The organism is Actinomadura sp. NBRC 104412 (assembly GCF_030269515.1).
In the GTDB taxonomy this organism is placed as follows: Bacteria; Actinomycetota; Actinomycetes; order Streptosporangiales; family Streptosporangiaceae; genus Spirillospora.
This window is the reverse complement of sequence record NZ_BSTM01000017.1, coordinates 42,315-65,093: the sequence shown is the minus strand read 5'-3', so window position 1 is coordinate 65,093 and position 22,779 is coordinate 42,315. Positions and strand designations below refer to the sequence as shown.

At 73.0% G+C, this 22,779-nt stretch carries 20 protein-coding genes; 8 read left to right on the top strand and 12 right to left on the bottom strand.

Annotated elements, in window-relative coordinates; all coding sequences use genetic code 11:
* The first annotated feature begins 6 nt into the window (after positions 1-6).
* Genes QSK21_RS21395 through QSK21_RS21380 form a run of 4 tightly spaced genes read left to right on the top strand, consistent with a single transcriptional unit; the run spans position 7 to position 5,271 of the window.
* Positions 7-726, top strand: a complete 720-nt coding sequence (locus QSK21_RS21395; RefSeq protein ID WP_285698304.1) for an ABC transporter ATP-binding protein — start codon at positions 7-9, stop codon at positions 724-726.
* Positions 723-3,146 carry an ABC transporter permease gene (locus QSK21_RS21390; protein WP_285698303.1) on the top strand — a complete coding sequence of 808 codons (2,424 nt, stop codon included), beginning with the start codon at positions 723-725 and terminating at the stop codon, positions 3,144-3,146. The genes QSK21_RS21395 and QSK21_RS21390 overlap by 4 nt, the downstream gene beginning before the upstream one ends.
* 55 nt (positions 3,147-3,201) lie before the next feature.
* Positions 3,202-4,032, top strand: coding sequence for a DUF4253 domain-containing protein (locus tag QSK21_RS21385; protein ID WP_285698302.1), 831 nt, complete (start codon positions 3,202-3,204; stop codon positions 4,030-4,032).
* A 54-nt stretch (positions 4,033-4,086) separates the two neighbouring features.
* Positions 4,087-5,271 (top strand): VldE C-terminal domain-containing protein, encoded by a 1,185-nt coding sequence (locus tag QSK21_RS21380; protein ID WP_285698301.1) that lies wholly within the window; start codon positions 4,087-4,089, stop codon positions 5,269-5,271.
* Between the two features lie 10 nt (positions 5,272-5,281).
* Here QSK21_RS21380 and QSK21_RS21375 read toward each other — a convergent pair whose 3' ends face one another.
* The 7 genes from QSK21_RS21375 to QSK21_RS21345 all read right to left on the bottom strand — a co-directional run bounded on the left by QSK21_RS21375 (position 5,282) and on the right by QSK21_RS21345 (position 14,021).
* Entirely contained in the window at positions 5,282-7,282 is a 2,001-nt protein-coding gene (locus tag QSK21_RS21375) for an ATP-binding SpoIIE family protein phosphatase (protein WP_285698299.1), read from the bottom strand.
* 287 nt (positions 7,283-7,569) lie between these two features.
* Positions 7,570-8,433 (bottom strand): spermidine synthase, encoded by an 864-nt coding sequence (locus tag QSK21_RS21370; RefSeq protein WP_285698298.1) that lies wholly within the window; start codon positions 8,431-8,433, stop codon positions 7,570-7,572.
* Between the two features lie 4 nt (positions 8,434-8,437).
* Positions 8,438-9,466: an ABC transporter ATP-binding protein gene (locus QSK21_RS21365; protein ID WP_285698297.1), complete on the bottom strand. Its 1,029-nt coding sequence runs from the start codon at positions 9,464-9,466 to the stop codon at positions 8,438-8,440.
* Positions 9,459-10,442 carry an ABC transporter ATP-binding protein gene (locus QSK21_RS21360; protein ID WP_285698295.1) on the bottom strand — a complete coding sequence of 328 codons (984 nt, stop codon included), beginning with the start codon at positions 10,440-10,442 and terminating at the stop codon, positions 9,459-9,461. Before QSK21_RS21360 ends, QSK21_RS21365 begins: the two co-directional genes overlap by 8 nt.
* 2 nt (positions 10,443-10,444) lie before the next feature.
* Positions 10,445-11,368, bottom strand: coding sequence for an ABC transporter permease (locus tag QSK21_RS21355; protein ID WP_285698293.1), 924 nt, complete (start codon positions 11,366-11,368; stop codon positions 10,445-10,447).
* A gap of 142 nt (positions 11,369-11,510) precedes the next feature.
* Entirely contained in the window at positions 11,511-12,437 is a 927-nt protein-coding gene (locus QSK21_RS21350) for an ABC transporter permease (RefSeq protein ID WP_285698292.1), read from the bottom strand.
* Positions 12,438-12,443: 6 nt separating this feature from the next.
* Positions 12,444-14,021, bottom strand: coding sequence for a peptide ABC transporter substrate-binding protein (locus QSK21_RS21345; protein ID WP_285698291.1), 1,578 nt, complete (start codon positions 14,019-14,021; stop codon positions 12,444-12,446).
* Positions 14,022-14,299: 278 nt separating this feature from the next.
* Between QSK21_RS21345 and QSK21_RS21340 the strand changes: the two genes are divergently transcribed.
* Positions 14,300-15,631 carry a M20/M25/M40 family metallo-hydrolase gene (locus QSK21_RS21340; RefSeq protein WP_285698290.1) on the top strand — a complete coding sequence of 444 codons (1,332 nt, stop codon included), beginning with the start codon at positions 14,300-14,302 and terminating at the stop codon, positions 15,629-15,631.
* Positions 15,632-15,668: 37 nt separating this feature from the next.
* Here the strand turns inward: QSK21_RS21340 and QSK21_RS21335 are convergent, their stop codons facing one another.
* Entirely contained in the window at positions 15,669-16,415 is a 747-nt protein-coding gene (locus QSK21_RS21335) for an ABC transporter ATP-binding protein (RefSeq protein ID WP_285698289.1), read from the bottom strand.
* A gap of 109 nt (positions 16,416-16,524) precedes the next feature.
* Between QSK21_RS21335 and QSK21_RS21330 the strand changes: the two genes are divergently transcribed.
* Together QSK21_RS21330 and QSK21_RS21325 are read left to right on the top strand one after the other, a co-directional pair.
* Complete coding sequence (locus tag QSK21_RS21330) at positions 16,525-17,439, top strand: hypothetical protein (protein ID WP_285698288.1); 915 nt, start codon at positions 16,525-16,527, stop codon at positions 17,437-17,439.
* A gap of 100 nt (positions 17,440-17,539) precedes the next feature.
* Positions 17,540-18,577 carry an MBL fold metallo-hydrolase gene (locus QSK21_RS21325; RefSeq protein WP_285698286.1) on the top strand — a complete coding sequence of 346 codons (1,038 nt, stop codon included), beginning with the start codon at positions 17,540-17,542 and terminating at the stop codon, positions 18,575-18,577.
* Positions 18,578-18,581: 4 nt separating this feature from the next.
* Here the strand turns inward: QSK21_RS21325 and QSK21_RS21320 are convergent, their stop codons facing one another.
* Positions 18,582-19,223 (bottom strand): TIGR03086 family metal-binding protein, encoded by a 642-nt coding sequence (locus tag QSK21_RS21320; RefSeq protein ID WP_285698285.1) that lies wholly within the window; start codon positions 19,221-19,223, stop codon positions 18,582-18,584.
* A gap of 217 nt (positions 19,224-19,440) precedes the next feature.
* On the opposite strand from QSK21_RS21320, the gene QSK21_RS21315 reads away from it, so the two are divergent.
* A complete protein-coding gene (locus tag QSK21_RS21315; protein WP_285698284.1) occupies positions 19,441-20,082 on the top strand; it encodes a pyridoxamine 5'-phosphate oxidase family protein in 642 nt (213 codons plus the stop codon).
* Positions 20,083-20,096: 14 nt separating this feature from the next.
* On the opposite strand, the gene QSK21_RS21310 is transcribed toward QSK21_RS21315, so the two are convergent.
* The 3 genes from QSK21_RS21310 to QSK21_RS21300 are packed head-to-tail and all read right to left on the bottom strand — an operon-like array spanning position 20,097 to position 22,737.
* Positions 20,097-20,297 carry a DUF5302 domain-containing protein gene (locus QSK21_RS21310; protein ID WP_285698283.1) on the bottom strand — a complete coding sequence of 67 codons (201 nt, stop codon included), beginning with the start codon at positions 20,295-20,297 and terminating at the stop codon, positions 20,097-20,099.
* A gap of 30 nt (positions 20,298-20,327) precedes the next feature.
* Positions 20,328-21,770 carry an aminotransferase class I/II-fold pyridoxal phosphate-dependent enzyme gene (locus tag QSK21_RS21305; RefSeq protein WP_285698282.1) on the bottom strand — a complete coding sequence of 481 codons (1,443 nt, stop codon included), beginning with the start codon at positions 21,768-21,770 and terminating at the stop codon, positions 20,328-20,330.
* A 40-nt stretch (positions 21,771-21,810) separates the two neighbouring features.
* Positions 21,811-22,737: an endonuclease/exonuclease/phosphatase family protein gene (locus QSK21_RS21300; RefSeq protein WP_285698281.1), complete on the bottom strand. Its 927-nt coding sequence runs from the start codon at positions 22,735-22,737 to the stop codon at positions 21,811-21,813.
* Positions 22,738-22,779 lie beyond the last annotated feature (42 nt).

Sequence of the window (22,779 nt, the reverse complement as noted above, 5' to 3'; positions counted from 1 at the left end):
CGGCCCATGAACACGGCCACGGGCACGGCGGTACGCCTGGAGCGCGTCTCCAAGACCTACGGGCACGTCACCGCTCTCGACGACGTCACTTGGGAGTTCCCGCGCGGGCGGCTCACCGCGGTGATGGGCCCCTCGGGATCGGGCAAGAGCACCTTCCTGCATTGCGCGTCCGGTCTGGACAGGCCGACCTCGGGGTCGGTCCGCATCGGCGAGGTGAACCTGAACTCCCTCAGCGAGGCCAAGCGGACGCGGCTGCGCCGCGACCGGATCGGCTTCGTCTTCCAGGCGTTCAACCTGATCCCGTCGATGACGGTGGAGCAGAACGTCACGCTGCCGCTGCGCCTGGCGGGCCGCGAGGCCGACCCCGCGCTGCTGGCCGAGCTCGTGCGGCGCGTCGGGCTGGCGGATCGCACCGCGCACCGTCCCTCCGAGCTGTCGGGTGGCCAGCAGCAGCGCGCGGCGATCGCCCGGGCGCTGATCACCGAGCCCGACGTGGTGTTCGCCGACGAGCCGACCGGCGCGCTCGACCCCCGTACCGCGCGGGAGGTGCTGCGGCTGCTGCGCGAGGCGGTGGACGCGCTCGGCCGGACCATCGTCCTGGTCACGCACGACCCGGTGGCGGCGGCGTGGGCCGACTCGGTGCTGTTCCTCGACGCCGGGCGGATCGTGGACGAGCTCGCGCGCCCGTCGGTGGAGGCCGTGCGGCGCCGCTGGGAGGTCCTGTGAACGCGCGGTACGGGATCTTCGCGGCGCTGGCGTTCGCCGCCGCGCTCATCGGGTCGTGCGGGGTGCTGCTGGAGTCGGCGACGCGGGCGCACGCCCCGGTCGCACGGTACGCCGAGGCGGCGGCCGTGGTGACGGGCCCGGGGACGGTGTCGGCGAAGGTACGGTCGCCGGGCTCGGAGCCGGAGCTGCGGCGGCGTCCGGTGACCGAGCGGCCCCGCGTGCCCGTCGCGGCGGCCGGGCGTCTGCGGCGGGTGCCGGGCGTCCGGGACGTGGTCGCGGACGTGTCGTTCCCGGCCGCCCTCGCGGACGGGACGACCTACACCGGGCACGGCTGGAGCCGCCTGGCCGTGCTGCGCGCGGGCCGCGCGCCCCAGGCACCCGGTGAGGTCGCGGTCGACGCCGCGGCCGGCCTCAGGCCGGGACAGCGGACGACGCTTCAGGTGAACGGGGCCCCGCAGCCGTTCGTGGTGTCGGGGATCGTGGCCGCGGGCCTCTACGTCGCCCCGGGGACCGCCGCGGCGCTGAGCGGGCACCCGTCCCGCGCGGACGCGCTCGTGGTCTTCGGCGACCCGGACGTGGCGAGGCTGCGCGCGGCGGTGCCCGGCCTGCGGGTGGCGACCGGCGACGCGCGCGGGGACGCCGAGAACCCGGCCGTGGCCGCGGCGCGGCCGGACATCGGCGACATGGCCTCCTCGCTCGGCGCAGCGTCGGTGATGGTCGCGCTGATCGTCGTCGGCGGGCTGATCGCGCTGTCGATCCGTGAGCGCGGCCACGAGTACGCGCTGCTGCGCGCGATCGGCGCCACCCCCCGCCAGGTACGGCGCGAGATCATCCGGGAGAACGCGCGGACCGCCGTGGCGGCCGGCCTGCCCGGCGGCATCCTGTCGCTGCCGCTGGGTGCGACCGCGCACGCGGCGATGCGGCGCAACGGGGTGCTTCCGGACGGGTTCGGGCTGGGGCTGAGCCCGCTGCCCGCGCTGGCCGCGTGCGGGATCGTGATCGCCATCGCGGTGGTGTCGGCGCGGGTCGCCTCGATGCGGCTGACGCGGATCCATCCCGTCCAGGCGCTCGGCGAGGCCGCGGCGGAACGGCGGCGCACGCCCCGCTGGCGGACCGTCACCGGCCTGGTGTTCCTGGCGCTGGGGCTGGGCTCGCTGGGCCTGTCGGCGGCGGCGTCGGGCCCCGAGGCGGCGCTCGGCGTCGGCGGCCTGGTGATCTCCCAGATGGCGGCGACGGCGCTGCTGGCCCCGGTGATCGCGCGTGCCGGTGCACGGGTGCTGGGCGGCGCGGCACGGCGCGTGGACCCGGTCTCCGGCGGGCTGGCCGCGCACGCGGCGGGCGCCGCGGCGTTGCGGGCGGGTGCGGTGCTCACCCCGGCGGCGCTTGCGGTCGCGTACGCGGGCGTGCAGGTGTTCGTCCACACGACGATGGTGCGCGCGGCCGAGGTACAGGCCGAGGACGCGATGCTCGCCCGGCACGTGATCGTCTCGGACGGCGCGGGCGTGCCCGCCGAGACCGCGCGGACGGTCCGGGCGGTCCCGGGCGTGACGGCGGCGACCGCCGTGAAGGACACGACCGTGGTGATGGTCGTCCGGGAGCTGGGCGAGGAGGAGCTGAGGTCCGTCCCGGCCCGCGGCGTGAGCCCGGAAGGCCTGGAGCGCACCCTCGACCCGAAGGTCGTCGCCGGGCGGCTGGGCGACCTGCGCGGTGACACCGTCGCGCTGAGCCGGAACGTGGCGGGCGGCGCCGAGGTGGGGGCGGTCCGGCCGATGTGGCTGGCCGACGGCACCCCAATCCGCCCGCGGGTGGCGGCGATCTACGAGCGCGGCGCGGGCGTCGGTGACGTGCTGCTGCACCGCGACCTGGTGGCCGCGCACGCCACGTCCCCGCTGGACGACCAGGTCCTGGTCGCGGGCGGCGCCGGAGTGGAGCGCGTCGCCGCCGGCTACACCGGGACGAGGACGATCCCGGCCGGGCGGGCACGGGCCGAGCGGTCGCGGGAGCTGCGGGCGCAGGGTTTCGTCACCCGCGTCGCCGCCGCCGCGATCTCGGGGTTCGCCGTCATCGGGCTGGTCACCACGCAGGCGCTGGCCACGGCGTCGCGCCGCCGCGAGTTCGAGCTGCTGCGGCTGACCGGCGCGACCCGGCGGCAGGTGCTGCGGTCGCTGCGGCTGGAGACCGCGATCGTCCTGGGCACCGGGGTGGCGACCGGCGTGCTGGTCGCGGGCGTCGCGCTGGTGATGTTCGCGGGCGCGGTCGGCCTGCCGCTGCCGTCCGCGCCGCCGGTGCCGCTCGTGCTGATCCTGGCGCTGGTGGCGGGGCCCGGAGCGGCCGCGACCATGCTTCCCGCCCGCGCGGTGCTGCGGCGCCGAACGGCCGAACCCGGCGTGCGGTCCCCCGCGCGGGGCGCGCGCCGTTAACATCTGCGGAGTGCCAAGATCGGTGTTGGCACGACGTGCAGCGGAACGGCGTGAGATGGACGACCTAGAGCTCCGGCTTGACCTGCCGGGGAACCTGCCGCAGCTGTTCGCCGACGCGAGCGTCGAGCGGACGCTGCCGGTCGCGCTGCCCGCGGGGGACGTGGTGTGGCCGGACCCCGGCTACCCGCAGCACCAGTTCGTGCGGCGGCCCGCGTTCTGGGTCAGCGACGAACCCGTCGACGGCGAGCTGTGGGGGAGGCTCCGGGCCGAGCACGGCACGTCCGGCCTGTGGCCCCTGCTGCTGGACGAGTCGGACCAGCCGTGGGCGGCCGGGCAGGTGGCGCCCGAGCCGGTCTCGGACATCGCGAACTACGCGCCCGGCGCGTTCATGCACGAGGTGTGGGCGGACTGGGCCGAGCAGGCGCCCGAGGCCGACATCGAGGACCTCGCCCCGTTCGGGCTGCACTGCCCGGGGCCCGCCGACCCCGGCCACCTGCTGGACGACCCGGACGCCCTGGCCGACCGGCACGCGCGCGTCCTGGCCCGGCGGGGGCTGTCGCTGGGGCTGGCGGCGGTGGACCGGGGCGCCGACGCGCTGACCGCGATGGGCTGGCAGGGTGCGCTCAACCACAACGAGTGGACCGCTCCGCTGTCGGCCGTCGTGCGCAGCTGGGAGGACCGCTTCGCCGCGCGGGTCGTCGGCCTGGGCTTCAACACCCTCGAGCTGAGCGTCGCCGCTCCCCCGATGACGACCCGGCACGCCCTGCACGTCGCCGCCGAGCACTGGGCGTTCTGCCCCGACATCCTGTTCCAGGGGCCCGGCACGCTGGCCGGCTACGCCGAGGAGATCCGCGGCAAGACCTGGTGGTCCTTCTGGTGGGACTAGCCTGTGGGACCCGCTGGTAGGAAGAGGTCCCGCTTGTCTACTATGCGGTAACACGTGGCCGGGACGGAGGGCGCGACGGGAGGGCGGGTGCGCGGGCGCGGGTCGGGCAGGACGCTACCGGCGATCATCGCGGCGGCCCTCGCCGCCACGCTGGCCGCCGACATCGCCCTCCTGGTCTCCTGGCGCCCGGACCGGCCGTCCGGCGACGGTGATCTGGTCTCGGTCGAGGGGAACGCGCTCCCCCGGGTGCCGCCCGTGGCGCCCCTCACCAAGCGCTACACACCGCATCTGCTCGTCGCCGCCGACGGACCGCTCCCTGCCGACGCGGTGGAACGGACGCGGCGGCTCAAGGGCGTCGCCGGGATCACCGTCGTGGACGCGGCCCGCGCGCAGGTCGGCGACCAGCGCCTGGGCGTGCTGGGCGTGGACCCCTCCACGTTCCGCGCGTTCGCGCCCGAGCAGACGGCCCGGTCCGACCAGCTCTGGCAGACGATCGCCACCGGCGGTCTGGCCGTGTCGTTCGCCGCGGGCCGGAACGGGTCCCTGCCGCTCGGCGGCGTCGTCCAGGCCGGGCGCGGCGACCGTCCGGGACGGGTCCGGGTCGGCGCCTACGCGGCGATGGGCATCGGCGACGTCGACGCGGTCGTCTCCCGTGAGCAGGCACGCGCGCTCGGGATGCCGCAGGGCAACGCGATCGTGGTCAGCGCGCCCAAGACCGACACCAAGGCCCTGACCGAGAGGCTGCGGAGGATCCTGCCGCGCGGCACCAGGTTCGCCCCGCTCAACACGGCCTCGCGCACGCCCTCCGAGCCCCGCGCGCCCCGGCAGGCCGAGGTGGCGGCCCGGCCGGACGGCGTCCAGGGGGTCCGGTCGGTCGTCACCGGCAACATGATGACGCGCACGATGCGCGATCTGGTGATGGAGATCGACACCAGGTTCGGGCCGTTCCCCACCATCGGCTGCTTCCGCTCGGGCACCGACGCCCAGGACCACGCCCACGGCAAGGCGTGCGACTTCATGGAGAGCGTCGGCGGGCGCATGCCCAGCGCGAGCGCGATGCGGCACGGCGACCAGGTCGCCCAGTACGCCATCAGCAACGCGCGCCGCCTCGGCGTCTCCTACGTGATCTGGAAGCAGCACATCTGGAACGTGCGGGGCGGCGGCTGGCGTCCCATGGCCGACCGGGGCAGCCTCACCCAGAACCACTACGACCACGTGCACATCTCGGTGCTGCGCTGACGGGCGCCGGCTAGGGCAGCTCCTGCTCGGCCCACACCGCCTTGCCGTGCGCCGTGCGGCGGACGCCCCAGCGCTGCGACAGCCGCCCCACCACGTGCAGGCCACGGCCCGCCTCCTCCATCTCCCCGTTCTCCTTGTGGCGGACCCGGGGACGGCCGTCGGAGGAGTCGAACACCTCGCACACCAGCCCGCCCTCGCGCACCAGCCGCAGCGTGACCCGCCCGCCCGCGTGCCGGATCGCGTTGGTGACCAGCTCGGAGGCCAGCAGCTCGGTGGACGGCGACAGCTCCTCCAGGCCCCACCCGGCGAGCTGGGAGCGGACCAGGCCGCGCGCCCGGCGCACCGCGGCCGGGTCGGCGGGCAGGTCCCAGGCGACGTGGTGGTCCTGCGGGATGCGGCGCAGCCGGGCGACGAGCATGGCGATGTCGTCGCGGTGCTGGTCGTCGAACACCCCGTCCAGGGTGGCCTGGCACAGCTCCTCCAGGGGACGGGACGCGGCGCCGCGGGCGAACGTGCGGCGCAGCCGGGCCAGGCCGTCGTCGATGTCGCGGGCCCGGTTCTCCACCAGGCCGTCGGTGTAGAGGAACAGCAGGGTGCCGTCCTCGACGGTGAACTCGCGGGTGACGACCGGGCCCTCCCCGATGCCCAGCGGCGGGGCGGGCGGCACGTCCAGGAACGCCGCGTCGTCGCCGGGCGGGGCCAGCAGCGGCGGCAGGTGCCCGGCGCTGGCGACCTCGCACCGCCCGGTCACCGCGTCGTACAGGACGTACGCGCAGGTGGCGAAGTGCGGCTCGCGCTCGCCCAGGGTCCGCATCAGCGAGTCGAGCCGTTCCAGCGCCTCGGCGGGCGGCAGGTCGAGGGCGGCCAGCGTGTGGATGGCGGTGCGCAGCCGTCCCATGGTCACCGCGGCGCGCACGCCGTGCCCGGCCACGTCCCCGACGACCAGCGCGACCCGGCCGCCGGGCAGCGCGATCGACTCGTACCAGTCGCCGCCCACCTCGATCATCCGGCTGCCCGGCAGGTAGCGGTGGTGCACCTCGACCGAGGACGGCGCGGACAGCCCGGTCGGCAGCATCGCGCGCTGGAGGGTGAGCGCGGTGGCCCGCTCCCTGCCGTACCTGCGGGCGCTCTCGATGAAGATCGCCGCCCGGCTGGCGTACTCCATCCCGATCTCGATGTCGTACGCGTCGAACGGGCGGTGCCCGACGTTGCGGGTGCAGATGAAGAAGCCGAGCAGCGTCCCGTCGGTGAAGATCGGCAGGATCAGCATGGAGGCGCCCTTGAGCAGGTCGGCCACCGGAGGGCGGCGCCAGACGTCGGCGATCCGCACCGCGCCCTCGCCGCCCAGGTTGACCAGCACCGGCGCGCCGGTCTCCAGGCACCGCGTGTACGGGGTGCCCGCGGGATAGGTGACCACCTCGCCGGTGGGGAAGGTCGCGTCCCACATCGGGTCGCCGTCGTCGAAGGCGATCGCCATGCGCCGCATCGGGGGCGTGCCGCCGGGCGCGGCCGGCGGCGGCTCGTCGGCCTCCACCAGGCTTTCCATCAGCAGCAGGCCGCCGGAGTTGCAGAAGTGCGGGACGAGCACGCTCATGAGGCCGCGTGCCAGCAGCTCCAGGTCGAGCGTGGCGCCCAGGCGGGGCAGCGAGTCCTCCAGGAGGGCGCGGCGGATCACCGCGGGGTCCAGGAACCGGTCGCCCAGCGGCACCGGGACGCGGATGACGGCGAGCGCGGCGAGGCCGGGCGTGCTCCCGCTCATCGGGTGGACGGTGACGACGGCGTCGTAGGTGCCGCCCTGCCGGGTCTCGACGGTGAGCATGGCCGTGCGCTCCCGCTCGGACCGCAGCGCCTCGTCCAGGGGTTCCTGGGCGCCGGCGATCAGCTCGCCCAGCCGGGCCCCCAGCAGGTCCTCCGGGCCGGTGCCCAGCACCGCCGCGGCATTGCGGTCGAACTGGACGATCGCCCCCGAGGCATCCATGCCGAGAATAAGAATTCGGGTGGACGACTGCATCGTTCAATTATGGGACATTGGTTGCGCCTGCGCAGGGAGATGCGCGAACGCCGTACACTCCCGCGACATGCCGCAACGCCCGGCACCCGTCGAGCCTTGGTTACCCCATGCGTTTTTCTATTCACGTTCTGCGACCCTGCGCACTTCACAAGGGGGTCGCACGGCTCGCGTGGGGCGGGTTCCTGATCACCACGGCAATGCGCCGACGGAATTGCGGCGAACGTTCCGGCGTGTCGTTTCGCGGCATATTTTCCCGCGGTAAAGGGGCGGGCATGGGCGGCGGCGCGTCAGGAGCGGCCGAAGACCTGCGGCGGCGGTTCGGGAGCCCGCACGTCCTCGCCGTCGCGCAGCGGCGCGGAGCCCCCGCAGAACCCGCCGAGCACGTCGCCCGCCATCACGCGGACGGGGAACGCGGCGCCCGCCCCGCGCCGGGTCACCTCGTCCACCGGCAGCGGCTCGCCCGACGCGGCGACGATCAGGTTGCCGAACCGGCGCCCGCGCAGCACGCCCGGCTCCCCGAGCAGCATCACGTGCCGGAACACCGACCGCACCGTCGCCACCACCCGGCGCGCGTAACCCAGCCGGAACCCGTCGGCGACGTTCATCAGGTAGACCCCGCCGGGCCGCAGCACCCTGCGCACCTCCAGCGTGGACTCGCGGGTGGCCAGCTCCACCGGCATGGACCCCTCCACGAACGCGTCCATCACCACCAGGTCGTCGGCCTCGTCGGCCAGCGCGGCCATCCCCGACCGGCCGTCGGTGATCCTGATCCGCAGGCCCGGCACGTTCCGCACCGGCAGCCGCTCCCGTACCAGGCGCACCAGCTCGCGGTCCGGCTCGAACACGACCTGCCGCGAGCCCGGACGGGTGGCGGCGATGTAGCGGGGCAGGGTGAGCCCGCCACCGCCGATGTGGACGGCGTCCAGCGCGACGCCCGCGGGCTCGCGGACGTCGACGACCGCGCCCATCATCTGCATGTACTCGAAGTCGAGGTACGTAGGGTCGGACAGGTCCACGTACGACTGCGGGACACCGCCGACGCACAGCACCCATCCGCCCTCACGGTCGGCGTCGCGCAGCAGCTCGGCCTCGCCGCCGTCGACGGCGTGCACATCCGGATGAACACGCGCCCCCCGCGCCTTCCGTGCCATCTCCTCACTGTACGGGGCGCCAAGGATCGGGCACGGGGCCGGGGGCTCGCTCCGCGGCGAAGTGGCACGCGCTGGGATGGGACGAGCCCTCGCGCGCCTCAAGAGCGGGCTCCTCGGCCGCGCAGACGTCCTGAGCCTTCCAGCAGCGGGTGCGGAACCGACAGCCGGAGGGCGGGTCCAGCGGGGACGGCGGCTCGCCCTCCAGGACGACCTGCTCGTCCAGGCCGGCGCGTTCCGGATCCGGCACGGGCACGGCCGACAGCAGGGCCTGGGTGTAGGGGTGGGTGGGATGCTCGTAGATCCGGGTCTCGTCGCCCATTTCAACGATCTTGCCCAGGTACATCACCGCGACCCGGTCGGAGACGTGCCGGACGGCGGCCAGGTCGTGCGCGATGAACACGTACGCCAGGCCCAGCTCGTCCTGCAGCTCCTCCAGCAGGTTCATGACCTGCGCCTGCACCGACACGTCCAGCGCCGACACGGGCTCGTCGCACACCACCACGTCCGGGCGCAGCGCGAGGGCCCTGGCGATCCCGACCCGCTGGCGTTGCCCGCCGGAGAACTGGTGCGGGTAGCGGTTCACATGGTCGGGATCCAGGCCGACCAGTTCCAGGAGTTCCTGGACGCGGGCGCGCCGCTGCCCCTTGGGGGCGACCTCGGGGTGGATGGCGAACGGCTCACCCACGATGTCGCCCACGGTCATGCGGGGGTTGAGCGAGGAGTACGGGTCCTGAAGGACCATCTGGATGCGGCGGCGCAGCGCGCGCAGCTCCCGGCGCGGCAGAGCGAAGATGTCGCGCCCCTCGAAACGGACCGTGCCGGACGTGGGACGCTCGGCCGCCAGCAGCAACCGGGCCAGGGTCGACTTGCCGCAGCCGGACTCGCCCACCACGCCCAGGGTCTCACCGCGGTCCAAGTGCAGGTTCACCCCGTCCACGGCCTTCACCCGGCCCAGCTCGCGCTTGAACAGCAGCCCCTGGGTGACCGGGTAGTGCTTGACCAGATCCTCGACCTCGATGATCGGCTCAGCCATGGGCGTGGACCTCGTCGGCGAAGTGGCAGGCGGCGGCGTGGCCGGGCGCCACCTCGACCAGCCCCGGACGCTCTTCGGCGCAGACCCGCTCGACGCGCGGGCACCGCGGCCGGAACGGGCATCCGGACGGCAGCGCGGCCGGGTTCGGCGGCACGCCCCGGATGGGCACGAGCCTGCCGCCGCCGCGGTCCAGGCGGGGCACCGAGGCCAGCAGCCCTTTCGTGTACGGGTGGGCGGGGCGTGCGTACAGGTCCCGAGCCGGTGCCTGCTCGGCCACCGACCCCGCGTACATCACCACGATGCGGTCGGCGACGCCGGCGACCACGCCGAGGTCGTGGGTGATGAGGACCAGGCCCATGCGCAGCTCGTCCTGAAGGTCCGCCAGCAGCCGCATGATCTGCGCCTGGACGGTCACGTCCAGCGCGGTGGTGGGCTCGTCGGCGATCAGCACGTCGGGCTCCAGGGCCAGCGCCATCGCGATCATGATCCGCTGCCGCATGCCGCCCGAGAAATGGTGCGGGTGGTCGCCGAGGCGGTCGCGGGCCGAGGGGATCCGCACCCGCTCCATCAGCTCGACCGCCCGGGCCTTGGCCTCCTTGCGGCGCATCCCGCGATGCACCTGGAACATCTCGCAGATCTGGTCGCCCACGGTGAACACGGGGTTCAGCGCGGTCAGCGCGTCCTGGAAGATCATCGAGATCCGGTCGCCGCGGTAGGCGCGGCGGCGGCGCTCCGGCAGGCCCAGCAGCTCCTCGCCGCGCAGCCGCACCGACCCCTTCGTGATCCGCGCCGGCGGCGTGTCCAGGATGCCCATCACGGCCTGCGCCGCGACGCTCTTCCCCGACCCGGACTCGCCGAGGATCGCGACCGTCTCGCCCTCGTCCAGGGTGTAGGAGAGCCCGTTGACGGCCCGCACGTCCTGGTCCCGGACGCGGAACCGCACATGCAGGTCGTCGACCTCGAGAAGCTTGGCCATCGTCATCGCAGTTTCGGGTCGAGGGCGTCCCGTACGGCGTCGCCGAGCAGCAGGAAGCTCAGCACCGTCGCCGACAGGAACGCCGCGGGGAACACCAGCAGGTGCGGGTGCTCGACGAAGTAGGACTGCGCCAGGTTGAGCTGAAGCCCCCAGGACACCTGCGGGTACTGGAGGCCGACGCCCAGGAAGTCCAGGGTGGCCTCGCCGGAGATCACGTTGCCCACGTTCAGGGTGGCCACCACGATCACCGGCGCCAGCGCGTTGGGCAGCACGTGCCGCAGCATGATCCGCAGGTCGGAGGCGCCCAGCAGCCGGGCCGCCCGCACGTAGTCGGCGTCCCGCACCGCGATCACCTGCGCCCGCATGATCCGGATCATGGTGGTCCAGCCGAGCAGCACCAGCACCAGCGTCATCGCGCCCACGCCGTGCCCGGGGAAGGCCACCAGGATCACGGTGGCGCCGAGCACGAACGGCAATCCGAAGAACACGTCGGTGATCCGGGCGACCATGGTGTCCAGCAGCCCGCCGTAGTAGCCCGCCAGCATCCCGAACACCATCGCGATCAGCAGCGCGAACGCCGTGACCGCGACCCCGATGAACAGGGTCGGCCGGGCCCCGTGCACCACGTGCGCGAAGTAGTCGCAGCCCGCCAGGTCGGTGCCGAACCGGTGCCCGCCGCCCGGCGGGAGCCTGGCCTGGTTCGGATCGCAGTTCTCGTTCCTGCCCAGGTCGGTGAACAGGCCCGGCGCGACCGCCATCGTCCCGACCAGCGCGAGCACCGCCGCCGCCCACCAGAACACCCAGCGGCGCCGCAGGTCGCGCCAGGCGTCGTGCCACAGCGACGCGGGCCGCCCGCCGCCGACCGCGCCACCGGCCTCCGCGACCGCCGCCCCATGCTGCCCCTGGTCGACGTCCTTGACCGTCATGTCACCGACACCTTCCACTCCGCTGGAGCTCCGGTCCAGGTGCCGGCCCTGCCACACCTGAGGGGACGACCCCTCAAACTCCCCGGCAAAAGCTGAATGACCAACACCTTCCACTCCGCTGGCGCACCGCTCCAGGTGCCGGTCATTCGTACCGGATCCTTGGGTCGAGGACCCCGTACAGCAGGTCCACGACCAGGTTGACCAGCAGGAAGATCAGCACGAGTATGGTGACCGCGCCGACCACCACCGGGCCCTCCTTGAGCTGGATCGACTGGAACACCTGCTGACCGATGCCGGGCAGGTTGAAGATCCCCTCGGTGACGATCGCGCCGCCCATCAGCGCGCCGAAGTCGACGCCCAGGTAGGTCACCACGGGGATCAGCGAGTTGCGCAGCGTGTGCCGTCCCACCACCCGGACGCGGGTGAGGCCCTTGGACCTGGCGGTGCGGACGTAGTCGGCGCGCAGGTTCTCGGCCAGGCTGGTGCGGGTCAGCCGCGCCACATACGACAGGCCCAGCGAGCCCAGCACCATGCCGGGCAGCAGGTAGCTCACCGGCCAGCCGTCATCGGTGCCCGCGGTGGGGAAGATCGACCACCGCACGCCCAGCAGGATCTGCGCGGTGTAGCCCAGCACGAACACCGGCACGGCGATCATCAGGGTGGTGCCGCCCAGCACCAGCGTGTCGGCCAGCCTGCCGCGCCGCAGCCCGGCCCACACGCCCAGCGCGATCCCCACCACCAGCTCGAACACCCAGGCGGTGAGCGCGAGCCGGACGGTGACCGCCCATCGTCCGCTCAGCATCTCCGACACCTTCTGGCCGGTGTAGTTCTCCCCCAGGTCGCCCTGGAGCAGGCCGGCCATGTACTTGCCGTACTGGACGAGCAGCGGATCGTCCAGGTTGTAGCGCTCGCGCAGGGTCTGCTGGACGGACTCGGGCAGCGGCTTGTCCCCGGCGAGCGCCTGGATCGGATCGCCCGGCAGCGCGAACACCATCACGTAGATGAGCAGCGTGGTGCCGAAGAAGACGGGGATCGCCTGCAACAGCCGCCGGAGAGCGTAACGCCACATAGGCGGCTACTTCACCGTCACTTCGTGGGCGAGCAGGCCGGTCGCGTACGGGGTGATCGTGACGTTGTCGACCTTCGCGGAGCGGCCGCCCTGACCGGCCCAGGTCCACAGCGGAATCTGCGGCATCTCGCGGATGGCGATGTCCTCGGCCCGGTTGTAGTACGCGATGGCCTCGGCCTCGCTGGCGGCGGCGTTGCCCTTGGAGATCAGCGCGTCGAACTCCTTGATCTCGTTGGAGGTCTCCCAGCCCATCTTGTTGCCCGCGCTGCCCCACATGTTCTGCAGATAGTTCTGCGCGCTGGGGTAGTCGGCCTCCCAGTTCTGCCGGTACGGGCCCTTCTCCTCGCGCGCCGACAGCATCGAGAAATAGTCGGAGGCGGGGATCTGCCGGAACTGGATGTCGCGGATGCCGAGGTTCTGCCTCAGCGAATTCGCCACGATCTGCATCCACTGGTAATAGGTCGGCTGCGCGTTCGAGAAGTACAGTTCCATCGTCCCGGAGAATCCGCCCGCCCTGTCGAACAGCCGCTTGGCCTCGGCCGGGTCGTAGGTGCACAGCCGCCCGCACGCGCCGGGGCGATGCCCCTTGATGATCTGGGGGATCAGCGAGTCGGCCACCAGGTAGTCGCCGTTGTAGACGGCCTTGTTGATCCCGTTGCGGTCGACCGCCATCGAGATGGCCTTGCGCAGGTCGGCGTTGGCGTACCGCTTGTCGAAGAGCGGGAAGCCGAGGTAGTCCATCGTGCCGGTCTTGCGCGGCAGGAACCGGTCGCCGAACAGCCGCTTGGCCTCGGGCACCTTGGCCGCGGGGATCGTCTGGAGCACGTCGATCCGGCCCGCCCGCAGGTCGGTGTAGGCGGTGTCGGCGCTGGAGTAGCTCTTCCAGATGATGCCCTTGTTCCTGGGCTTGCGCGGTCCGGTGTAGCCGGGGAACGGTACCAGCTTGATCTGCTTGTTGCGTTCCCACTTGCCGCTGACCTGGTACGGGCCGTTGCCGATCGGCGCCTCCTCGTACGCCTTGAGGTCGGCGAAGGCGGCCTTGGGCATCGGCGCGAACGCCGGGTAGGTCAGCAGTTGCGGGAACTGGTTGAACTTCTCGGTGAGCGTGACCCGCAGCGTGGTGTCGTTCACCACCTCCAGCCCGGACATCCTGTCGGTCGCGGGCTTGGCCTTCTCGTCCTCGGGGTTCAGATCGTCATAGCCTTCGATCTGCGAGAAGTAGTCGTTGGCCTCGTAGGCGTTGGGTCCGTAGGCGGCGTGGTTCCAGGCGTCGGCGAAGCTGGCCGCGGTGACCGGCTCGCCGTTGTGGAACCTCTGCCCGGGACGGATCTTGATCGTCCAGACCCGCTGGTCCTCGGTGGTGACGGACTGGGCGGCCTGGTTGACGGTCGCGCCGTCCTTGGTGAGCCCCACCAGGTTGTCGAACAGCTCGTCGAGCACGTCGAAGGAGTAGCTGCTCGTGGTGTTGCCGGGGATCAGGTGGTCGGGTTCGGAGTGCCCGGCCGTGAACGTCTCGTCGCCGGACCCGCCGTCGCCGCCGCACGCCGACAGGCCCGTCGTCGCCAGCGCCGCCGCGATGAGCATGGCGGCGCTCCGGCGCGCACACCTCCGGTTGGCCATGGTCTTCCCCCTGGATCGTCGGGAGCCTGCGCCGGGTGGGAGCCTCCCGGCGCGTTCCAGGAAGCGTCGTATCGCGGACGCCTTCCAGGTAAGGCGACGGGCGATTCTTCATCGGATCGAGATGATGTGGTAATGATCATGAATCCTGGGGTCGCGCCCGTCCGGGCCGCCGAAGCGGAGGGACCTTTCATGGGCATGAAGACGATCACCTATTCCGGTCCGGAACGGCCGGGGAAGGCGGGATGGTGACGAGTCCGCGGGTAACGGAAACGGGCGCCGGCGACGAGGCCGCCGCGCTCTGCTCGGATCTCATCCGTTTCGCGACCGTGAACCGGGGCGAGGGCGACGCGGACCCGGAGCGGCCCGCCGCCGAGCATGTCGCGGCGCTGCTGGACGAGGCCGGCGCCGAGCCGGTCGTCGTCGAGTCGGCGCGGGGCCGGGCCAGCGTACTGGCCCGGATCGCCGGCACCGACCCGTCCCATCCGGCGTTCCTGATCCACGGGCACCTGGACGTGGTCCCGGCCGAGCCCGCCGACTGGAGCACGCACCCGTTCTCCGGCGAGATCGCCGACGCCGACGGGTGCGTGTGGGGACGCGGCGCGGTCGACATGAAGGGCACCCTCGCCATGACCCTCGCGGTCGTCCGGCGGCGGCTGCGCGAGGGGCGGCGCACCCGCGGCGACCTGATCCTGGCGTTCCTCGCGGACGAGGAGTGCACCGGCGACTTCGGCTCCCGGTACGTGGTACGTGAGCACCGCGACCTGTTCACCGGCTGCACCGAGGCGATCAGCGAGTCCGGGGGGTTCAGCGTCGCGGCGCCCGGCGGGCGGCGGATCTACCCGATCGCGACCGGCGAGCGCGGCACCATGTGGATGCGGCTGACCGCGCGCGGCAAGGCGGGGCACGGCTCCAAGCCGGCGCCGGAGAACGCGGTCGCGGAGCTGGCGCACGCGGTGTCGCGGCTGGCCTCCTACACCTGGCCGGTGCGCATCACCCCCGGCGTCCGGGCCCTGCTGGACGAGCTGGCCCGCGCCCTCGGCACGACCATCGACCACGACCGCCTGGACGAGGAGGCGCGGCGGCTGGGCACGCCCGGTCGGCTGTTCGAGAGCACGATCCGCAACTCGGCCAACCCGACCATGCTGGACGCCGGCTACAAGATCAACGTGGTGCCCGGGGTGGCGCACGCCCAGGTCGACGGCCGCTACCTGCCGGGCACCGGCGAGGAGTTCCTGGCCACCGTCGACCGGCTGCTGGGCCCGAAGATCACCCGCGAGTTCGTCAACTACGAGGAGGCCCCGTCGGCCGATCCGGGCGGCGCCACCTTCACGGCGCTCGCGGACGCGCTGCGGGCCGAGGACCCGGCGGCGCACCCCGTCCCGTACGTCATGGGCGGCGGCACCGACGCCAAGTCGTTCCACCGCATCGGCATCACCAGCTACGGTTTCGCGCCGCTGATGCTGGACGCCGGGCTGGACTACTTCGGGATGTTCCATGGCGTGGACGAGCGGGTCCCCGTCGAGGGCCTGCGGTTCGGCACCCGCGTCCTCGACCGGTTCCTGGACACCCGCTGACGCGCGGCCGCCGCCCGGTGGTGACGGCTCCCCCGGCCTATCCGCCCAGGTCCTTGAGCCGGTCGAGGACCTTGTCCGCGGTGGGGTCCGCCATCTCGTCCACGATCCGGCCGTCGGCCAGGAACAGCACCCGGTCGGCGTAGGCGGCGGCGCCGGGCTCGTGGGTGACCATCACGATCGTCTGCCCGAACTCGTCCACCGAGCGGCGCATGAAGCCCAGCAGCTCGGAGCTGGTACGGGAGTCGAGGTTGCCGGTCGGCTCGTCGGCGAAGACGATCGTGGGGCGGGACAGCAGCGCCCGCGCCACCGCGACCCGCTGCTGCTCGCCGCCCGACAGCTCGGTGGGCCTGTGCGACAGCCTCTTGCTCAGGCCGAACTCCCCCACGACCCGTTCCAGCCAGGGACGCTCGGCCCTGGTCCCGGCGATCGCCAGCGGCAGCTCGACGTTCTCCTCGGCGGTGAGCGTGGGGATCAGGTTGAACGCCTGGAAGACGAACCCGACCCGTTCCCTGCGCAGCACCGTGAGCCTGCGGTCCGACAGGCCGCTCAGCTCGATGTCGCCGATCCAGACCTCGCCGGAGCTGACCTTGTCGAGCCCGGCCATGCAGTGCAGGAGGGTGGACTTGCCCGATCCGCTCGGCCCCATCACGGCGGTGAACCGTCCCTCGGGAAAGGCCACGGTCACATCGTCGAGGGCGCGGATCTCGGTGGCCCCCGCCCCGTAGACCTTGCTGATGCCCACCGCCCGCGCGGCGAGCGCGTCACCGCCTTCTTCCCGGGTCATGTCCTCCCTTGCCTTTCCGCCGCCACTTGCGACTGTGACCCGGTATCGGCGGGACGGCAAGGCCCCAATCACGCAATTGCCACGGCGCGCACAGGGGTAAAGACCCGAGGTGGACTTCTCCAGCGCCGCGCGCGAGCTCTACGGGGTCCCTCCCGGCGAGTTCACGAGCACGCGGGAACGCCTCGTCCAAGAAGCGAGGTCGGAGGGCGACGCCGCGCTCGCCAAGCGGATCGGCGCGCTGCGCCGGCCGACGCTGCCCGCGTGGGCGGTGAACCTGCTGTCCCGCTTCGCGGCGGACGACCTGGGCGAACTGCTGGACGTGGGGGCCCGGCTGCGGGAGGCGTGGGCGTCGGGAGGCGGCATCGGCGGGCTGGAGCAGCGGCGCGGCGAGCTGGTGACGAGGCTGGTACGGAAGGCGCGCGACCTGGCGGGCGAGGCGGGCCGGCCGCTGCGCGATCCCGCGGTGCGGGAGGTCGAGGACACCTTGCAGGCGGCCACGGTGGACGGGGACATCGCGGAGGAGGTCAGGCAGGGGCGGCTCACCCATCCCCGCAGCCACACCGGGTTCGTCCCCGCCGGGTTCCCCGTGGCGGAACGCGAGAAGGCAGAGCCGGAAAAGGCGGAACCCGAGAAACCGAGGCGCGAGAAACCGAGGCGCGAAAAGGCACCCCGTGCGGAGGCGCCGCCGCGGCGGGCGGAGGATACCCGGCGTGCGGAGGCACGGGAGAGGGCCCGCCAGGCCGCCGTCCGCAGGGCGGAGAAGGCCGCCCGCGACCTGGCCGAACGCGAGACCGAGCACGCCGAGGCCCGGGAGGATCTGAGGACGGCCGACGCGGAGGTGGGCCGTCTGCGCAGGGAGCTGGACAAGGTGCGCCGCGACCTGGACCGGGCCGTGGCGCGGCAGGAGAGCGCGGAGCGGCGCCTGGAGAAGGCGGAGCAGCGGCGGGACAAGGCGGCGCGGGCGGCCCGGGAGGCGCGGCGCAAGGTCGACGAGGTGTCCGGCGACGCGGCCCCTGCGATCTGACTCACATTCCGACCCTGTGTCACCCCCGCGGGACGACCCCGAAACATTGATGAAGTACCGTTCGGGCGAACCTGATCGTGAAACCGTGAAGGGATGCGCCGTGGCGGTACCGGCCTTCGAGCAACCGGACGACTGGACCGAGCCGGGTGCCCATCCGGTCGCCCCCGGCGTCCACCGCATCCCCTTGGTGCTGCCCATCCCGTCCCTGCACGCGGTCAACGTCTACGTGATCGAGGACCCCGGCGGCCTGGTGGTGGTGGACGCGGGCTGCCCGCTGCCCGACAGCCGCGCCGCCCTCTCGTCCGCCCTGCGCGCGCTCGGGCACCGGCTGGAGGACGTCACCCAGTTCCTGGTCACGCACGCGCATTGGGACCACTACTCCCAGGCGCTGACGCTGCGGGAGGCGTTCGGCACCCGGGTCCGGATCGGCCGGGGCGAGCGCCCGTCGCTGGAGGCGCACAAGGCCGGCGTGACCGGTCACTCCGGCCAGATCGAGCTGCTGCGCCGCTGCGGCGCCGCGGACCTGGCGGACGAGGTCCAGGCGTTCGACCGCGCCCAGCCGCAGGACCCGCTGCCCGACAACACCCCCGACGGCTGGCTCGACGACGGAGAGCGGATCAAGCTCACCCGCCGGGGCCTGGACGTCTTCGCCACGCCCGGCCACACCCGCGGGCACGTCGTTCTGCGCGACGCCGCCGCCGGGCTGCTGTTCGCGGGCGACCACGTGCTGCCGCACATCTCCCCGTCCATCGGGCTGGAGACGGTTCCCGAGCCCCTGCCGCTGCGCAGCTACCTGGACTCGCTGCGGCTGATCCGCGACCTGCCCGACACGCTGCTGCTGCCCGCGCACGGTCCCGTGACCGCCAGCGTGCACACCCGGGTCGACGAGCTGGTCGAGCACCACCGCGCCCGGCTCGAACTGGCCGCGTCCCAGGTCAGGGCCGGGCGCACGACGGCGTTCGAGGTGGCGCGGGCGATCCCGTGGACCCGGCGCCGCAGGAGGCTGGACGACATGGACGTCTTCAGCCGGATGCTGGCCGTCCTGGAGATCGGCGCCCATCTCGACGTGCTGGTCGACCAGGGCGTCCTGGACTCCTCGGAGAGCGGCGGCGTGCGCGTCTACGCCGACCGCGCCTGAGCGCTCAGCCGAGCCCGGGAACGCGGCCCAGGAAGGCCACCAGGCGGTCCGTCGGCTGCGCGTCCGGCGGCACGGGGACGGGCGGTCCGAACAGCCCGCCGCGGGCATCACCGGGGATCAGCAGGGGCACCAGCCGCAGCAGCCGCTCGGCGAGCGGTTCGGGGATCCGGACGTCGCCGCCGAGCGCCCGGGAGACGTCCCAGCCGTGCACCACCAGCTCGACGGCGCCCGCGCCGGCCACCACGCCCGCCGTGACGGCGCAGCCTCCCACCATGACGACGCCGCCCGCACGATCGGCGTCCGTCCAGACGTTCACCAGCCGCCGCGCTCCCTCCCGCAAGGAGGCAGGCAGATCGCGGACGGGGTCCCTCGGGGGCGGGACGACCCGCACCGCACCGTCGGTGACCGCCTCGTGCAGGGCCGCGAGCGAGTCGTCGAGGTGGAGCAGCAGCATGTGCAGGTTCCACAGCGCGCAGGGCGTGGGGCGTGCCAGGTCGGCACGGGTGAGCGGCGGCAGTCCGTCCAGCAGCTCCACGCAGAAGTCCACCGCCCGTCGCAGCAGGCCCGAGCCGTACCGTTGCAACGCGGCCAGGTCCTCCGCGCGGTCCGTATCGCCCGCCCGGCCCGCCGCCTCCGATGCCGTCATGGTTCTCCCTTCCCCCTCATACCGACCGGGGTCCGGGTGCGAACTCATCTCCGCGCGGCGACCGAAAACACTTTCGAGCAGCCCAGCCGCCCGGCTTGGCAGCCGACATCATCAACGGCTACGTCACCCGGGACCGCCCGTGCCGCCGGACCCACACGGGCCGCGGCACCGGCGGCGGGTTAGCCTGGTGACCTCCCCGACACGGACGGAGGCGACCGTGACGTTCCCTGCGACGACCGCCCTCTCGGAGATCACCTCGGAGGCCGAGCTGCGCGAGCTGCTCGGCGAGGTCCATCCCCGCGCCGCGGCCAAGGACCGGCCGCGCCTGCACCAGCGGGACCGCGAATGGCTGGCCGCCTCCCCGTTCTGCCTGATCGCCACCAGCGACGCCGAGGGCAACTGCGACGTCTCGCCCAAGGGCGACCCGCCCGGGTTCGCGCTCGTCCTGGACGACACCACGATCGCGATCCCCGAGCGCCCCGGGAACCGGCGCGCCGACGGGTACCGCAACATCCTGGCCAACCCGCATGTCGGGCTGATCTTTCTGATCCCCGGACGCGGCGAGACGCTGCGGGTCAACGGCCGCGCCCGGCTGGTCAGGGACGCGCCCTTCTTCGACCGCATGGTGGTCAAGGGGCACCGGCCCGTCCTGGCGGTGGTCGTCGAGATCGAGCAGATCTTCTTCCACTGCGCCAAGGCGTTCCTGCGCTCGTCCCTCTGGGAGCCCGGGACCTGGAACCCCGACGCCCTCCCCTCCCAGGCACGGCTGGTCAAGGACGTCCAAGACGTCAAGGAGAGCGTCGAGGAACTCGAGACCTACTACGGCACCGCCTACGCCGAAAAGCTGTACAAGGGCTGAGCCCGAGCCGCCCCCTACCCGGACTTGCGGCGGAACTGGCGTTGGTGGTCGGCCCGGTCGTGGGTGCCGCGGACCTTCGATCCGGCCCGGCCGCCCTGCGCGCCCTTGTTCCGCGAGGCGTCGCGCTTGCGCGCCAGCGCCTCCCGGAACCGGCGCTTCACCTCGTCTTCGGTGCCGTCGTGCTCGCCCGGTCGATCTCCTGCGGAGTCGGCCATGTGGACCTCCAGCCCTTCTAGGAACCTCCCCTAGCCTCGCACGCCCAGCCGCTCCTTGCGGATGCGGGCCCACGCGGTCCGCACGTGGGACTCCTGGGTGGCGGGGCCGCCGATGGCCAGGCGCAGCACGACATGCCCGTGCGCCTTGGTGTGGATGAGGAAGAGCTCCCCCGAGGCGTTCACACGTTCCAGCAGCTCCAGTGTGGCGGCGTCGGCCTCGTCGCCGTCCAGGCCGTCCCAGACGGGACGGAAGCAGACCAGGCCGAACGGGTGCGGCTCCAGCAGCTCCCAGCCGGGCTCGTCCCGGATCCACGACGCCAGCTCCTGGGCGAGCCGGATGCCGGTGCGGACGTGCTCGCGCAGGCCCTCGGCCCCGTACCAGCGGATCACCGACCACAGCTTCAGCGCCCGGAACCTGCGGCCCAGCGGGATCTGCCAGTCGCGGTAGTCGATGACCTGGCCCGACTCGGTGGCCTTGTTGCGCAGGAACTCCGGCAGGATCGACAGCGCGCCGATCATGGGCTCGGGGTCGGCCATCCACAGCACCGAGCAGTCGAAGTTGGTGAGCAGCCACTTGTGGGGGTTGGTGGCGTAGGAATCGACATGCCCGTCCAGGCCGTCGTTGATCCACCGCATCTCCGGGCAGACCGCCGCCACCCCCGCGTACGCGGCGTCCACGTGCAACCACACACCGTACTTGGCGCAGACCTCACCGATGGCGCGGACGGGGTCCACGGCGGTCGTGGACGTGGTCCCGATGGTCGCGCACACCATCGCGGGCACCGCGCCCGCCGCCACGTCCTCGGCCAGCAGCGCGTCCAGGTGGGACGGGTCCATCGCCAGGGTGCGCGGGTCCACGTCCACGAGCCGGACGTTGGCGGACCCGATCCCGGTGATCCGCGCCGCCTTCTCAACGGCCGAGTGGGTCTGCGAGCTGATGTAGACGGTGTGGCGGCGCGTGATGCCCGACCGCGCGGGCCGGCCGCCGTCCGCCCGGTGCAGCGCCGCCAGCATCGCCACCAGGGCCGCGCTGGACGCCGAGTCCTGGATCACCCCCTTGCCGCGGAAGCGGTCCGGCAGGCCGAGCAGCTCGGCGAGCCAGTCCGCGACCCGGGTCTCCAGCTCCGTGGCGGCCGGGGACGTGGCCCACATCATGCCGACGAGGCCCAGGCCGGACGACAGCAGGTCGCCCAGGATCGCCGGGCCGCTGGCGTTGGCCGGGAAGTAGCCGAAGAAGCCGGGATGCTGCCAGTGCGTGACCCCCGGCATGATCACCCTGTCCAGGTCGGCCAGCACCGCCTCGAACCCCTCGCCCCGTTCGGGCGGGTGGTCGGGCAGCGCCGCCATGACGTCGCCCGGCTCGACACGGGACCGCACGGGACAGGAGCCGACGTTCTCCTGGTAGTCGGCGATCCAGTCGATCACCTGCCTGCCGTACCGCCGGAACTCCTCCGGGGTCATGTGCCCGCTCAACGCCCCGTCCCCCTCCTTCGCTCGGCCCGTCGCCCGTCCGTCATCGCCCGGGATCAGGCATTCTCCCGCGAAGGGTCAGATCCGCGAGGACCGGGTAGTGGTCGGACGGGAAGCGGTCCCCCTCGTGGTAGGTGTCGATCCCCGTCCAGCGGGTCCCCACGTCGCCGCGGGTCAGGATCCAGTCCACGCGGTTCCCGCCGGGCACGGGCGGCCGCCAGTGGTTGTAGGTGTTGTACACCGGGCCGCGCGACCGCGCCGCCCGCCAGGTGTCGTCGAACGCGTCCGGCCCGGTGAGCAGGTCGTACCCGGGATGGCGCCCGGCGGGCACGTTGAAGTCCCCCGTGAAGACCACGGGAATCCCGGGCGGGAAGGCGCGCACCCGCCGCAGCAGCAGTTCGGCGCCCTTCCACCAGGCGAGCTGGGACCGGTTGTCGAAGTGCGAGTTGACGTGGTAGAACACCACCCCGTTGCGGCGGTCGCGGAACCTGACCCAGGTGACCATGCGGACGTACTTGTTCCCCCAGGTCTTCGAGCCCATCACGCTGGGCGTGGCGGACAGCCAGAAGTGGTCGAACTCCAGCACCTCGAACCGGTCCCGGCGGTACAGGATCGCCATGAACTCGTCCCGCGAGCCGCCCTCCCGGCCCATGCCGATCCACCCGTACCCGGGCATGTCCGCGAGCAGGTCCCGCACCTGCGGCCAGATGGCCTCCTGGAGGCCCAGCAGGTCCGGGTCCTGCCGGTCCAGGAGGCGGGCCATCAGCGGCCGGCGCGACCGCCAGTCCCGGGGCGGCGGGTCCATGTCCTCACGCACGTTGTAGGTCATCACGCGCAGCGTCACGTCCCGCGCACGGGCCTGGGGCGCCACCATCGCGCCCGTCGCGAGCGCGCTCGTGGCCAGCAGGACCAGCACGAACACAAGGTAGGAGTGCCGGGCTCGCCCGGCGTCACGTCCCGGAGGGGGCATGGCGGTCCTTTCTCAGGGCCGTCGGGGTCCGGGGCATGCGGA

Excerpts from the sequence above, each read along its gene's own strand:
- QSK21_RS21300 (WP_285698281.1), bottom strand. The coding sequence starts at position 22,737 with ATGCCCCCTCCGGGACGTGACGCCGGGCGAGCCCGGCACTCCTACCTT.
- QSK21_RS21310 (WP_285698283.1), bottom strand. The coding sequence starts at position 20,297 with ATGGCCGACTCCGCAGGAGATCGACCGGGCGAGCACGACGGCACCGAA.
- QSK21_RS21335 (WP_285698289.1), bottom strand. The coding sequence starts at position 16,415 with ATGACCCGGGAAGAAGGCGGTGACGCGCTCGCCGCGCGGGCGGTGGGC.
- QSK21_RS21340 (WP_285698290.1), top strand. The coding sequence starts at position 14,300 with ATGGTGACGAGTCCGCGGGTAACGGAAACGGGCGCCGGCGACGAGGCC.
- QSK21_RS21320 (WP_285698285.1), bottom strand. The coding sequence starts at position 19,223 with ATGACGGCATCGGAGGCGGCGGGCCGGGCGGGCGATACGGACCGCGCG.
- QSK21_RS21385 (WP_285698302.1), top strand. The coding sequence starts at position 3,202 with ATGGACGACCTAGAGCTCCGGCTTGACCTGCCGGGGAACCTGCCGCAG.
- QSK21_RS21370 (WP_285698298.1), bottom strand. The coding sequence starts at position 8,433 with ATGGCACGGAAGGCGCGGGGGGCGCGTGTTCATCCGGATGTGCACGCC.
- QSK21_RS21360 (WP_285698295.1), bottom strand. The coding sequence starts at position 10,442 with ATGGCCAAGCTTCTCGAGGTCGACGACCTGCATGTGCGGTTCCGCGTC.
- QSK21_RS21355 (WP_285698293.1), bottom strand. The coding sequence starts at position 11,368 with ATGACGGTCAAGGACGTCGACCAGGGGCAGCATGGGGCGGCGGTCGCG.
- QSK21_RS21345 (WP_285698291.1), bottom strand. The coding sequence starts at position 14,021 with ATGCTCATCGCGGCGGCGCTGGCGACGACGGGCCTGTCGGCGTGCGGC.
- QSK21_RS21395 (WP_285698304.1), top strand. The coding sequence starts at position 7 with ATGAACACGGCCACGGGCACGGCGGTACGCCTGGAGCGCGTCTCCAAG.
- QSK21_RS21375 (WP_285698299.1), bottom strand. The coding sequence starts at position 7,282 with ATGCAGTCGTCCACCCGAATTCTTATTCTCGGCATGGATGCCTCGGGG.
- QSK21_RS21365 (WP_285698297.1), bottom strand. The coding sequence starts at position 9,466 with ATGGCTGAGCCGATCATCGAGGTCGAGGATCTGGTCAAGCACTACCCG.
- QSK21_RS21350 (WP_285698292.1), bottom strand. The coding sequence starts at position 12,437 with ATGTGGCGTTACGCTCTCCGGCGGCTGTTGCAGGCGATCCCCGTCTTC.